Source organism: Asprobacillus argus (assembly GCF_032248395.1).
Classification (GTDB): domain Bacteria; phylum Bacteroidota; class Bacteroidia; order Flavobacteriales; family Flavobacteriaceae; genus Polaribacter; species Polaribacter argus.
Genome location: NZ_JAVTTO010000001.1, coordinates 665,523 through 678,098 on the forward strand (window position 1 = coordinate 665,523; position 12,576 = coordinate 678,098).

The window sequence follows — 12,576 nt, forward strand, 5'->3', positions numbered from 1 at the left end:
ACCTTTTGTATCCTCTCTTTTGTTTGCTTTCAATTCATTTCTATTAAATTTGTTGATATACTAACCCTAATCTACTAGAAATGAGTCATCAACCACACTTAGAGAAAAAACATGTGAGAAGAGTTCTTGCTGCAGGATTGATCGGAAATATTTTAGAATGGTACGATTTTGCCGTTTATGGCTTTTTTGCCGCAATCATTGGAGAGCAGTTCTTCCCTTCGGATGACCCGACAGTTTCTTTAATCGCAGCATTCGGAGCTTTTGCTGCTGGATTCTTAATGCGACCTGTAGGTGCTATCTTCTTTGGAAGAATTGGAGATCTTGTTGGACGTAAAAGAATGCTTTTTTTATCCGTTATGTTAATGGCCATTCCAACATTTATTATTGGTTTGTTGCCAACACATGAAACAATAGGGTACGCCGCGGCTATTCTTATGGTGATTATGAGGATGCTTCAGGGACTTTCTGTTGGTGGAGAGTATACAGGTTCTATCGTATTTTTGGTAGAGCATGCTCCCGCACACAAAAGAGGTTTCTTTAGCTCATTTAGTATGATCGGTGCTACACTAGGAATTCTATTGGGTTCTGGTATGGGTGCCCTTATAACTGGTTTTCTAACGGAGTCTCAGTTGGAAAGTTGGGGATGGAGATTACCTTTCCTAATCGGAATCAGTATCGGACTTATAGGATTTGTCATTCGTAGAGGATTGCATGAAACTCCTGTAACGGAAGAAAAAAGTAAGGCTCCGCTTAAAGAGCTCTTTAAAGCACATAGTAAACCTATGTTTCAATCTATTGGTCTGAATATTATGGGGGCAGTTTGCTTTTATTTGATCTTCGTGTACATGACAACTTGGTTGGTAACTCAAGTACATGAAACGAAGTCTACCGCTCTTGATATCAATACCATTAGTCTTTTTGTTTTATTGTTAGCTGTCCCTTTATTTGCTATGCTCTCAGATAAAATAGGTAGAAAACCCATGTTATTGACTGGTTCATTTTTAATGGCCGTATGTGCCTATCCTTTGGTATGGCTTATGGATCATCATGACTTTACCTATATTTTGGTTGGGCAATCTATTTTTGCGGTTATCCTTTCCATTTTTATGAGTACCATACCATCATTCATGACTGAGCTATTTCCTTCTCGTATTCGAGCAAGCGCAACGAGTATTAGTTATAACATTCCGTATGCCATATTTGGGGGTACCGCTCCAATGGTTTCTGTTTGGTTGATCTCGGTGACAGATAATTCAGAAGCTATTGCCTGGTATTTGATGGCCGTTTCAATATTGGCATTTATTATTGCATTGACAGTAAAAGAAACGAAAGGGAAAAAGTTAGATTAATCATCGAAGATATGTAACTGTATTTTCTTTTTATAAAAACAGAAAGACCGAGTTTAAACTCGGTCTTTCTGTTAATTCTTAGTAGATCTTTTAATTGCAGTTTACCCTTTCTTAATAGGGAGTATGTTTAAAATCCCATTTTTTACTTCAAGCTCTATATTCCCCGAAGAATTATTGTTTTTTGCTTTTTTATCAAGAATCTTTGTTCTCTTTTTTTCTTTAGAAACACCGAAAGTAGTTTTTTTGTTATTCATGTTCAGCGTTGTATTATGACCATACACATTCATAGAATAATTACTTGCTTTCACATTATAAAAAAATAGTTTAGAATAATCTCCAGTATATTTAAACTGATTAAATTGATTACTGAAATTATAAAAATAGATGTTACTGTTAAAATCATTAAACTCTACATTTTCACCTATTTCACCAATTTGTATTTTAGATGTTTCGGCACCTATTTTTGCATTAGAAATGGATCCTATTGCTGTTTTACGAAGGTCTTTTAGATTATATATACCTCCAATAATTTCTTTACTTTGGAAAAGTCCGTTTGTCAGATTAAACTTATTTTCAGCGTTGTTTATCTTTTTAAACTTTAAGTATGTTAGAAAAGAGCTTACTTCAATGGGTCTATCAATATCGTAGTGAAAAGTTATTATAGAATGAAGTGCTTTAATTTTAATTTTTAAATTCTTTGGTACCTTAATGATAAACTTCTGCTTAAATTTTCGGCCACTTTTACCAAAGTTTTTATTTGGGTATTTCTTTTTAAGTCTTTTAAAATAATCATTAAGGTCGGAGCCCAAACTAAATTCTATTTCGCTTAAAAGAGCCTCTTTAGATTTATATATGAACTGGTTTTCTTTACGCATTTTCATATAGTCTTTCATTAACTTCTTAAATCTGTCTAAATCAATCATAGTAGGGTTTATATCAAGGGAGTAGAGCTCTCTAAGAAAGGCAGAGTTTTTTACTTCTAGCTTCACCATATTTTTATCTTTAGAGACCTTCGCGTCAATATCTTTAAAAACTTTATAGATCACATCCTCAGCGTCTTTTTTAAAAACAATCCTATAATCTAAATAAATCTTTGAGTTAGGTGATTCTTGGAATTCGATGGTTACATTGTCAATATCTATGTTAAGCATTGTGTTTTCATCGGTTTCAAAATTATCTTTTAAAACTAATTCTTGTGTTTGAGAAAATGCTCCGTGTATTGAAAATACAAATAGAATACTATAAATAAATTGTTTCATTGCTTTTATTTTTTTGGTTTAATTCGATAATGTGTTCTTTAATATCTTTCAGTAATTGTAATCTTCTTTGAAGGTTTTCGATCAAGCTTTCTAAGACTGAAATGTCATTAGAGTCTTTACTGTATTGCTCAGAAATCTCGGTATAGCGATCGTCTAATTCTTGTAGTTTTTCTTTATACTTTTTTATCAGGTTTTGATCATCAGTAATCTTTATAAAAGCTTTCCATTCTCTATCAATATCTTTTAAATACGCTTTCTCTATCTCTTCAACTTGGATTTCTAATGCCGTTTTTTGACCTTTCTCTTTTTGAAAGTAAATACCTACAGAAAATAACAATACAACGAACGCTGCAACTCTTAAAAAAGGAAGCATTTTGCGCTTCTTCAATCTTTTATTTTTGCCTTTTTTCAACTTCTTTAAGAATTCTTCTTCATGAGATGTTGGTAGTTTCTTTTTAGGAAACTCATTCATTTTAAATAGGTTTCTAATATCTTGCTTCATGTCTTTTCTCTTTTAAAAGTTCCTGTAATTGCAATTTTCCCCTTCTTAAATGCGTTCTGGATGTTTTAATCGGAATTTGCATAATCTCAGATATTTCTGAATGATTATACCCTTCCATTAAGTATAGATTAAGTACTAATCCGTATCTTATAGGTAGCTGCTCTATAGCTGCTATCACTTCTTCTCTTGTAATATCTGCATCAAAATCCCAATCATTTTCATCTATAAGCTCTACAGAGAGGTCGTCTAAAGGTGTCGTTTCCAGCTTCTTTTTCTTTAATATATCAATACATTGATTGATGATGATTCTCTTTAACCAGGCTCCGAAATGGGTTTCTTTAGCTGTAGTGTCAATCTTTAAAAAGGCTTTTAAAAACCCTTCTTGCATAGCATCTTTTGCTTCTTCTTCATTCTTAAGATATCTACATGCTATAAAAAACATGGCTTCACAATAGAGATTGTATATCTGTAATTGGGCTTTTTGATTTCCCTTTTTACATTGCTCTATTAATAGAATAGTTTCCTTCGACATTTATTTTGGTTGGTTCTACTATTAAAAACGAGGAAAACATAGTAGGGTTTCAAATTGAAGTAAATTTTATTGATATTTCACCTTGCGCAGCACTCGTATGGCTTCTTTATACTTTACATAGGTTGTTTTATCTTCTAGGTTTTTGATGTATTCTTTTGCTGCTTTAAGTTGTTCTGGAGCATCTAAAAACCCATGCAAATAGCACAGCAAATAATTCGTGGGTAGCCTAAGTACATCTTCGTGGTCTAAAACAGACAAAGGCTCTTTGGTTTCCATCTTTGCAACAATACGGTTACTATTTTCATATATATGTTGAATCATCGTATCGTTAAACTTAGGAGGCTTAAACAAAAATTCGGTAATGATGTCGTGTTTGCCGTTATCCTTAAAATTGATAATGGTTTTTTCTAATGGATATCTGGTTTCCTTTTTGTCTATTCCTAGTAAAATATATTCAGTGATAATAAATGACTGATCGTTATGGTTAATCTGTACATCATCCATCGAAGAAAAGAAAAGTCGTACCTGTTCGTTAATGAGCTCGATATCTACTCTTGATAAAAAAATCTCTTCATTGATTTTTTTTTCTTCACCTGCCCAACAGAGTACAAACTGTTCTTTAAAAACCTTGTATTGTGGTTTGTATTCTGTTTTGTGGTTATTAAAAAAATCAAAAACCCCATCTAGGGTCAGCTGAATGTTATTCTTAGCATTTTTTTCGATCGCATCTACAATAGGTTTGTTCGTATTCCGAAGTTCAAAATTCTGTGATGCCGGCATAGAATTACTGCCTCTTCGATAAAATACACTACCCCTTCTATACTTCCATGCGTTTTTTTGCAAAGACGTTACTTTATCATTCGGATGAATCGTTACCAGTCCAATTACTTTATGTCTTGGGAGTCTTGGGAACGGTACATTCTCATATTCGATCTTAGGCGGATTATTCAGGTATGCGTTTACCAGGTTTTGAATTTTGCTATCATCATAAAAATCAACACCCATTATTTTATTTTCCTCATCTTCGATACCAATGATAATATAAGAATTGTTATAGGGATTTGAATTTGATAACGCGCAAATGTGCTTTAAAAACTTTGCTTTTCCATCTTTACTTCCCAATGATAATTTTTGCTTTTTATCATAAAAGCTATTCTCGTCGTTATGACTGAGTAAGTTTTTAATTAAAAGACGTTTATTAATCATTTTTATGGCACTTTATGTCCTTGACAAGCAACTAATAAGGAAAACCAATCCTCTAGCTCTAACTCTATTTTTGTTGCTCTTACCGCATTTTGAATCCTTTCTGAATTTGTGGTGCCAATAACGGGATGAATAGTTGCCGGGTGTCGTAAGATCCAACTTAATAATAATTGATCTTCTGTAGCCTCATACTTTTCTGATAACACCTCTAGCAACTCGAGAATTCTGAAATTTGCATCAGACTGCTCTTTGAAAATAGTACCTAAAGGACTCCAACACATTGGCGTAATTTCTTTTTGGAGCATTTGATCTAGCGAACCATTATGCATGGCAGTATGTTGACTCAACGAAAATTCGATTTGATTGACTGAAACAGATTCATCGTCAGAAATCAGGTTAACTTGAGAAGGCGTGAAGTTTGAAACTCCAAAACTCAAGATTTTGCCCTGCTCTTTAAGTTGTTGAACCGCTGATGAAATTTCATATGGATTCATTAATGGACTTGGTCTATGCAATAATAAAACGTCTAAATAATCAGTATGCAATTCTTTCAACGACCTTTCAGCACTCCAAATAATATAGTCTTTAGAGTAGTTATAGTGTTTGATTTCGTTATCTCTGCTTTTTCCAACGTATTGAATTCCGCACTTAGAAATCAATTGAATATTTTCTCTCTGGACGCCGCTTTCGACAAAAGCTTTACCAAATTCTCCTTCTGTCGTATAATCCCCATAGATATCAGCATGATCAAAAGTGGTGATTCCAGCTTCTAGCGTTGTAATAATCTGTTGGGTCATTTCTTGCTTAGAAAATTGCTTCCCCCAAGCTCCCCATGACATGCAGCCAGCAATGATTTTAGAGTAGTTATTTTTCATTTCGTTAAAGATACTTTATTCTTGTTTATTTTGTGTTATGACAAAATGAAAAAACCGCTCTCTAGGAGAGCGGTTTCCCTTTCAATTGGTTATTGAGAATAACCAACCAAAAATCAACTAACCAAACTTTATTTTAAATATTTTCTAATCTTTATTTCTCTTTTCACTTTAGTTCGTTTTCTTCCACTATTCCTTACAAGATCTGAAGCTTTTGTTTCTCCTTTTAGAAATTGGATAAACCCTCTTCCTGCAAAATCATACGTTGTTTCAGTGGCTACGTTAAACAAACGAACTCTTTGGTCATTTATAACGCTTAATTCAAACTCTTCAGTATCCCCGCTGTCATAATTAAGTGTTAAAATTTTTAGGTCTTGATATCCTTGTACATCGTATACTTGATAAGACCCGACAAAATCCCATAATATAGTATCAATATTTGTGCCAAATGGATCGTGAGACGAATAAAAAGTGGTATTATTCTCTGGAGTGAATTGTAAATAATTTTCATCATCAAATGCTCCTGGAGTTCCTGTGGCACTAATTGATATTCTTTCCCATGCCACATATTCTTGTAAGAAATATTCTATGTTTTCATAGAACAACATGTCATAGTCAAAGTTGTTTCTTTGATACCCCACTAAATAATAAGTAACATTGTGGAAACTGTCATGAATTCTAATTTCATTTCCAGAAATTTGGCTTACATCAAAAACATGTCTTCCATCTATATCATGATAGGTTTCTAAAAAGCCGCTATACGTGTCATAGCTTCCTACAATAATTCCCAATCCATTTCCTGTTCTACCTATATCGGCTATATTATTGTTTGCATACATATTTCCATTTAAGAAAGACAAGGTAAACGCTTTAGAGACAAAAGGAACATCTCCTGTCCCGTTCGTTCTGTGATAATCCACGTACCACAAATCGTAGCTATTTAACAGTTCTTCTAATGAAATAGAATCGTCATAAATATCATCTATGATAACAGAGCATGAGCTAAGCATGCTTCCAGATATGACTAATATTAAAAGTAATTTTATGGCTTTCATACGCTATAGTTTTATGGTTATATTATAGCGTTTCCAAATTGCGTGCCAAAAAAAATGCCGCTTCATAAAATGAGCGACATCTATTTGTTTATCAGACACTTAGATTATGGATAAAAATCTGTCTTTGTTTGTTTTATATTTTCTACTTTCACATACTTTTTTGTTTCTCCGTCCACATAAATGATTACAGCTTCGTTTTCTTTCAGCTCAAACAAAGGCTTCTTTTCAGGTATTTTATTCTTCATTTCTTCTTTAGGATCAATATCCATAATTACATCTCGATCCTTTCTTGTTGATGTATCAAAGAAACCCACTAAGTACTTCTTTCCTTCTTTTTCTTGTGTTTCTACGTTTGCTTCTTTATTATAGAACAATATTTTTTCGAATGTAACATTTTCCGAAGATGTGTATGCGATAATGACCTTCATTCCGCTAACACCTTCCTGACCTCCTACCCAGTTGTTATAGGTTGCTCCCGTCACCTGAAAAGGTGGTGTTTTTTCAAATTTTAGCGATTTGCATGACATCAATCCTATGGTCATTAAAATATAGATTCCTACTTTCATAATTTTTGTTTTGTTATTCATTTTCAAGAGTTATGCCAAATTACAAAAAAAAAGAGCGTATCAAAATTGATACACTCTTCAATACAGTATTATATACGTATAATCTAATTATTCAATGCCTCTGCACCACCAACAATCTCAAGGATCTCATTCGTAATTGCAGCCTGACGCGCTTTATTATATGTTAACAACAACTCATCTCTAAGTTCTGTTGCGTTGTCAGTTGCTTTATGCATTGCAGTCATACGTGCTCCGTGTTCTGCAGCAAAGCTATCTCTAATTCCTTTATACAATTGTGTTTTCAATGACTTTGGAATCAATTCTAATACGATCTCCTCTTTAGAAGGTTCAAAAATGTAATCAGAATTTATGCTGACACCGCCTTCTATAGGTTTGATAGGTAAAAATTGTTCTACTTGAGGAATTTGTGTTGCTGCATTCTTAAATCTATTATAGATCAATTCGATCCTGTCATACGTACCATCTACGTACATATCCATAAGATTTTCCGCAATTCCTGCAGCGTTATCAAAAGTAAGATCATCGTACACAGCATTGTTATTAGCAATAACATTGTATGATTTAGCTAGAATATCGTTTCCTTTTTTACCAATGGTTAAAAGGTCTACTGAAGCCTCAGTATAGTTTTCTTCGATATTCTTTATCGTTTCTTTAATAATAGATGAATTAAATCCTCCACATAATCCTCTATTTGATGTTACGACAACTATTAAAACTTTAGAAACTTCTCTCTGAGTAGAGTACACTCCTCCAGCATCCGCATCTAATGTAGCGCTTAAGTTTTGTAACAACTCTGTTAGCTTAGATGAATACGGGCGCATAGCCGTAATTGCATCTTGGGCTTTTTTCAACTTAGCAGCAGATACCATTTTCATGGCACTAGTAATCTGCATGGTTGAACCAATAGAGGTAATTCTGTTACGTATTTCTTTTAAGTTTGCCATACTTTTCAGTATTTAGTATTGAGTATCACAGATTCGTTTTAACTTCTTATCTGTTTTACAAAAGTCTATATTAAGCTGAGTAATTCTTAGATATTTCTGCGGCAGCACTTTCTAAAGTAGCAATTACTTCATCCGTTAATTTACCTGCTTTTAAAGTATCTAATGTATCTCTATGCTTAGCATTTAGATAGTCGATATAACTTCTTTCGAATTCTTTCACTTTATTTACTGGAACATCTTTTAACAAGTTCTTAGAACCTGCATAGATAATTGCCACCTGGTCTTCTACTGTAAAAGGATCGTTTTGAGCTTGCTTTAAGATCTCAACGTTACGTTTTCCTTTTTCAATTACATTCATTGTAGCCGCATCTAAATCAGAACCAAACTTAGCAAACGCTTCTAATTCACGATATTGTGCTTGATCTAGTTTTAATGTTCCTGATACTTTTTTCATTGATTTGATCTGAGCGTTTCCTCCAACACGAGATACCGAAATACCCACGTTAATTGCTGGACGAACACCTGAATTAAATAAATCTCCATCTAAGAAAATTTGCCCATCCGTAATCGAAATTACGTTTGTTGGAATATATGCAGATACATCTCCTGCTTGTGTCTCAATAATTGGTAATGCAGTTAAAGATCCTCCACCCTTTACAATTCCTTTTAAAGAATCTGGTAAATCGTTCATTTCACTTGCAATCTTATCATCATTGATCACTTTTGCAGCACGCTCTAATAATCTTGAGTGTAAGTAAAATACATCTCCAGGATATGCCTCACGTCCCGGAGGTCTTCTTAATAATAAAGAAATCTCACGGTATGCTACTGCTTGCTTAGATAAATCATCAAAAACAATTAGAGCAGGTCTTCCTGAATCTCTAAAATATTCTCCGATTGCCGCTCCAGCAAATGGTGCATAAACTTGCATTGCTGCAGGATCTGATGCATTTGCTGCAACGATAGTTGTATAAGCTAACGCTCCTCTTTCTTCTAACATATTTGCAATAGCTGCAACTGTAGAGGCTTTCTGACCGATCGCTACATAGATACAGTACACTGGTTGTCCTGCATCATAAAATTCTTTTTGATTTAAGATGGTATCTAAAGCAACTGTAGATTTACCTGTTTGACGGTCTCCAATGATTAACTCACGTTGACCTCTTCCTACAGGAATCATAGCGTCAATAGACTTAATTCCTGACTGTAAAGGCTCTGTAACAGGTTCACGATAGATAACTCCTGGAGCTCTACGCTCTAAAGGCATTTCATACGTTGTTCCTTCAATAGGTCCTTTACCATCAATTGGGTTTCCTAAAGTATCTACTACACGCCCTACAATACCTTCTCCTGCTCTTAACGATGCAATTCTTTCAGTACGTTTTACGGTAGATCCTTCTTTAATAGAAGTTGATGCTCCAAGTAATACTACTCCAACATTGTCTTCTTCAAGGTTTAATACAATTCCTTCTAGTCCGTTTTCAAACTCAACTAACTCTCCATATTGTACATTAGATAATCCGTACACACGAGCAATTCCGTCTCCTACTTGTAAAACAGAACCTACTTCGTTTAATGAAGCTTTGGCTTCAAAATTTGTTAATTGTTGCTTTAAAATTGCTGATACTTCAGCTGGTTTAATTGCTGCCATCTTTTATAATTTGATGTATAATTAAATTTTTGGAATATAATGACTATTGTCAAATTCCTTTCTTAATTCATTTAAATGGTTAGACATGCTAGCATCATACTGAACATCTCCAACACGTAATATAAATCCTCCTAAAATAGTCGGGTTTACAATATTTTCGATATTGGCTTTATTTCCTGTTAATTCAACAATCTTAGCCAACACTTTTTCTTCTAATTCTTTTGTTAAGGGCACTGCAGTTGTAACTTTCGCTACTTCAATGCTCTTAGAATAATCATATATGATAGCGTATTGCTTAGCAATTACCTCTAACATATTCATTCTTTTGTTCTCTTCTAACAAATCAAAAAGCCCTAAAGAAATCACATTTACTTTCCCAGAAAACAAAGCGTTTAACACATTTCTCTTGTCAACTGCTTTAATCACTGGACTGTTTAACATTATTGCTAAATCATCGCTTTCAGAGATTGTCGATGCAATTAACTGCATATCAGCATTCACTTCTGTTTCAACCTTGGTATCCTTGGCCAAATTCAAAATTGCCTTTGCGTAACGTAATGCGGGTCTTGCGTCTCTCATATTCTTAGTTTAAAGTAACTTCTTCTAACATTCCTTCAACTAATTTTAGTTGATCGTCTTTAGATGTTAACTCTTTCTTGATTACTGTTTCTGCAATACCTATTGACAAATCAGCTACTTGCTTTTTTAATTCTGCTAGCGCTGCTTGTTTTTCTTGTTGAATAGATGCTTGTGCATTTTCAATTAGCTTAGAGGTAACCTCTTTTGCTTCTTCTTTTGCATCTGCAATCATTTTATCTTTGATCTCTCTTGCTTCTTTCATTAAGGTATCTCTCTCTGCTCTTGCCTCTTTTAATAACTGCTCGTTATTAGACTGTAGGTTCTGCATCTCCTTCTTTGCTTCTTCAGCAGACGCTAAAGCTCCCTTAATTCCTTCTTCTCTTTCATTTACAGCTCCCAAGATTGGTTTCCATGCAAATCTTCTTAAAAGAATAACTAATCCTACAAAAAGAACTAGCTGCCAAAAAAACAACCCTACTGAAAAGTCTTCGATTAATTTTTCCATAATATCTAATGTATACTGTTTTAAATATTTTTGTTTAATTTAAGTAAAGGTCATAGCCAATCGCTATGACCTGTTACTTTAAAAATGTTAGTTTATACCGCAAATAATGCAGCAAATCCAATACCTTCAATTAAAGCAGCTGCAATAAGCATAGCTGTTTGGATCTTACCTGTCGCTTCTGGTTGACGCGCAATAGCTTCCATTGCTTTTCCACCAATTTGACCGATACCAATACCAGCTCCAATCACTACTAATCCTGCTCCGATAAAATTTAAACCTGTCATAATATATATTTAAAATTAAAAATTCAATTTATGATCACCTTAATGATGATCGTGTTCTTCCACCGCTGCTCCAAAATATAATGCAGACAACATAGTGAAAATATAGGCTTGTAAAGCCGCTACTAATAATTCTAATACTCCTAACACCATTGCCAATACAAAAGACAATGACCCTCCTAACCAATTTTGGAATGTGAAAATCATTCCTATAATACTCATGATAACAATATGTCCTGCAGTAATATTTGCATACAAACGAATCATTAATGAAAATGGCTTAATAATCGTTCCCAGCAATTCAATTGGCATTAAGATAAATTTCATCGGCACTGGAACTCCTGGCATCCAGAAAATATGTTTCCAGTAATCCTTTTTTGCTGTAAACGTTGTAATTAAGTATGTAAGTATCGCTAAACAGAATGTAATAGCAATATTATTAGTCACATTGACTCCTATTGGTGTTAATCCGAATAAGTTAACAATCCAAACAAAGAAGAATACTGTCAATAAGTAACTCATATACCTTTTGTAGTTCTTCTCACCAATATTTGGAATTGCAATATCATCACGAATATATAATACAATCGGCTCTAACAATCGACCCATTCCTTTAGGCATCCCTTCATTCTTCTTATATGTTTTTGCCATACGGCTAAACAATAGGAACATAATCAACCCAACAATCATTACCATAAACACGTTTTTGGTAATTGAAAAATCCAATGGCTTCACATTTGTCGCATGATGATCTGCATCATAGGTAATTGTACCCGCAGCATCTGTCTTATATATTTTCCCGTGATCTAGTTTGTAGTAGTTTTCTCCAACTTTAGCAACGCTTTCTCCGTGGTGTAGTTTTGAAGACATAAACATTTTTAATCCACCATCCCATAAAATTACTGGTAAAGGGAACCCAACGTAAACATGTTTACCTTCATCGCTTGTATAAGAAAACAAGCTAAAGTCATGCGAATCTTGAAGGTGATGTGGAATATACTTCTCCACTTCCGTCTTCCTTTCTTCTTGAGTTTTTTCTGTTTGATGAGTCTTTTTTCCTTTGCTTTTCTTATCATCACTTGCAAAAATTGCAATGCTGAATAAAAGGAATACCAGGGTTAACGTTTTTACAGTTATTTTTCTATGCATATCACTCTAAATAATAGTGGCTTAAAAATCGCTGCAAAGGTAGGTTTTTATATTAAAACCAAAAACTATTTTGGACTTTATTTTACTATGTGTTTAAAGGCTTAAAGC

14 protein-coding genes are annotated in these 12,576 nt (G+C 33.8%); 1 reads left to right on the forward strand and 13 read right to left on the reverse strand.

Translation table 11 applies throughout. The features are described from left to right. Positions 1-80: 80 nt before the first annotated feature. On the forward strand, positions 81-1,349 hold the full coding sequence (locus RQM59_RS02950; RefSeq protein WP_349240566.1) for an MFS transporter: 1,269 nt from the start codon (positions 81-83) through the stop codon (positions 1,347-1,349). Positions 1,350-1,450: 101 nt separating this feature from the next. On the opposite strand, the gene RQM59_RS02955 is transcribed toward RQM59_RS02950, so the two are convergent. The 13 genes from RQM59_RS02955 to atpB all read right to left on the reverse strand — a co-directional run bounded on the left by RQM59_RS02955 (position 1,451) and on the right by atpB (position 12,468). Next, the gene (locus RQM59_RS02955) at positions 1,451-2,608 is read right to left on the reverse strand and encodes a hypothetical protein (protein WP_349240567.1); all 1,158 of its coding nucleotides are present in this window, start codon (positions 2,606-2,608) and stop codon (positions 1,451-1,453) included. Next, the gene (locus RQM59_RS02960) at positions 2,589-3,110 is read right to left on the reverse strand and encodes a hypothetical protein (protein WP_349240568.1); all 522 of its coding nucleotides are present in this window, start codon (positions 3,108-3,110) and stop codon (positions 2,589-2,591) included. Before RQM59_RS02960 ends, RQM59_RS02955 begins: the two co-directional genes overlap by 20 nt. After that, positions 3,094-3,642, reverse strand: coding sequence for an RNA polymerase sigma factor (locus RQM59_RS02965; protein ID WP_349240569.1), 549 nt, complete (start codon positions 3,640-3,642; stop codon positions 3,094-3,096). Before RQM59_RS02965 ends, RQM59_RS02960 begins: the two co-directional genes overlap by 17 nt. A 66-nt stretch (positions 3,643-3,708) precedes the next feature. Next, complete coding sequence (locus RQM59_RS02970) at positions 3,709-4,848, reverse strand: ATP-binding protein (protein ID WP_349240570.1); 1,140 nt, start codon at positions 4,846-4,848, stop codon at positions 3,709-3,711. Between the two features lie 2 nt (positions 4,849-4,850). Then, entirely contained in the window at positions 4,851-5,720 is an 870-nt protein-coding gene (locus RQM59_RS02975; RefSeq protein ID WP_349240571.1) for an aldo/keto reductase, read from the reverse strand. 128 nt (positions 5,721-5,848) lie between these two features. Continuing rightward, positions 5,849-6,772, reverse strand: a complete 924-nt coding sequence (locus RQM59_RS02980; RefSeq protein ID WP_349240572.1) for a hypothetical protein — start codon at positions 6,770-6,772, stop codon at positions 5,849-5,851. Between the two features lie 104 nt (positions 6,773-6,876). Beyond that, the gene (locus tag RQM59_RS02985) at positions 6,877-7,338 is read right to left on the reverse strand and encodes a hypothetical protein (RefSeq protein WP_349240573.1); all 462 of its coding nucleotides are present in this window, start codon (positions 7,336-7,338) and stop codon (positions 6,877-6,879) included. Positions 7,339-7,442: 104 nt separating this feature from the next. Further along, entirely contained in the window at positions 7,443-8,303 is an 861-nt protein-coding gene (gene atpG, locus RQM59_RS02990) for an ATP synthase F1 subunit gamma (protein WP_349240574.1), read from the reverse strand. 70 nt (positions 8,304-8,373) lie between these two features. Next, positions 8,374-9,954, reverse strand: a complete 1,581-nt coding sequence (atpA, locus tag RQM59_RS02995) for a F0F1 ATP synthase subunit alpha (RefSeq protein WP_349240575.1) — start codon at positions 9,952-9,954, stop codon at positions 8,374-8,376. A gap of 21 nt (positions 9,955-9,975) precedes the next feature. Next, positions 9,976-10,533, reverse strand: a complete 558-nt coding sequence (gene atpH / locus RQM59_RS03000; RefSeq protein WP_349240576.1) for an ATP synthase F1 subunit delta — start codon at positions 10,531-10,533, stop codon at positions 9,976-9,978. Between the two features lie 4 nt (positions 10,534-10,537). Next, positions 10,538-11,038 carry a F0F1 ATP synthase subunit B gene (locus RQM59_RS03005; protein ID WP_349240577.1) on the reverse strand — a complete coding sequence of 167 codons (501 nt, stop codon included), beginning with the start codon at positions 11,036-11,038 and terminating at the stop codon, positions 10,538-10,540. Between the two features lie 92 nt (positions 11,039-11,130). Beyond that, positions 11,131-11,322 (reverse strand): ATP synthase F0 subunit C, encoded by a 192-nt coding sequence (atpE, locus tag RQM59_RS03010; RefSeq protein WP_349240578.1) that lies wholly within the window; start codon positions 11,320-11,322, stop codon positions 11,131-11,133. A gap of 39 nt (positions 11,323-11,361) precedes the next feature. Continuing rightward, a complete protein-coding gene (gene atpB / locus RQM59_RS03015) occupies positions 11,362-12,468 on the reverse strand; it encodes a F0F1 ATP synthase subunit A (RefSeq protein ID WP_349240579.1) in 1,107 nt (368 codons plus the stop codon). Positions 12,469-12,576 lie beyond the last annotated feature (108 nt).

Coding starts and splice junctions, on each gene's coding strand:
- RQM59_RS03005 (WP_349240577.1), bottom strand. CDS start 11,038: ATGGAAAAATTAATCGAAGACTTTTCAGTAGGGTTGTTTTTTTGGCAG.
- atpE (WP_349240578.1), bottom strand. CDS start 11,322: ATGACAGGTTTAAATTTTATCGGAGCAGGATTAGTAGTGATTGGAGCT.
- RQM59_RS02965 (WP_349240569.1), bottom strand. CDS start 3,642: ATGTCGAAGGAAACTATTCTATTAATAGAGCAATGTAAAAAGGGAAAT.
- atpH (WP_349240576.1), bottom strand. CDS start 10,533: ATGAGAGACGCAAGACCCGCATTACGTTACGCAAAGGCAATTTTGAAT.
- RQM59_RS02975 (WP_349240571.1), bottom strand. CDS start 5,720: ATGAAAAATAACTACTCTAAAATCATTGCTGGCTGCATGTCATGGGGA.
- RQM59_RS02985 (WP_349240573.1), bottom strand. CDS start 7,338: ATGAAAGTAGGAATCTATATTTTAATGACCATAGGATTGATGTCATGC.
- atpG (WP_349240574.1), bottom strand. CDS start 8,303: ATGGCAAACTTAAAAGAAATACGTAACAGAATTACCTCTATTGGTTCA.
- RQM59_RS02960 (WP_349240568.1), bottom strand. CDS start 3,110: ATGAAGCAAGATATTAGAAACCTATTTAAAATGAATGAGTTTCCTAAA.
- RQM59_RS02950 (WP_349240566.1), top strand. CDS start 81: ATGAGTCATCAACCACACTTAGAGAAAAAACATGTGAGAAGAGTTCTT.
- RQM59_RS02970 (WP_349240570.1), bottom strand. CDS start 4,848: ATGATTAATAAACGTCTTTTAATTAAAAACTTACTCAGTCATAACGAC.
- atpB (WP_349240579.1), bottom strand. CDS start 12,468: ATGCATAGAAAAATAACTGTAAAAACGTTAACCCTGGTATTCCTTTTA.
- atpA (WP_349240575.1), bottom strand. CDS start 9,954: ATGGCAGCAATTAAACCAGCTGAAGTATCAGCAATTTTAAAGCAACAA.
- RQM59_RS02955 (WP_349240567.1), bottom strand. CDS start 2,608: ATGAAACAATTTATTTATAGTATTCTATTTGTATTTTCAATACACGGA.
- RQM59_RS02980 (WP_349240572.1), bottom strand. CDS start 6,772: ATGAAAGCCATAAAATTACTTTTAATATTAGTCATATCTGGAAGCATG.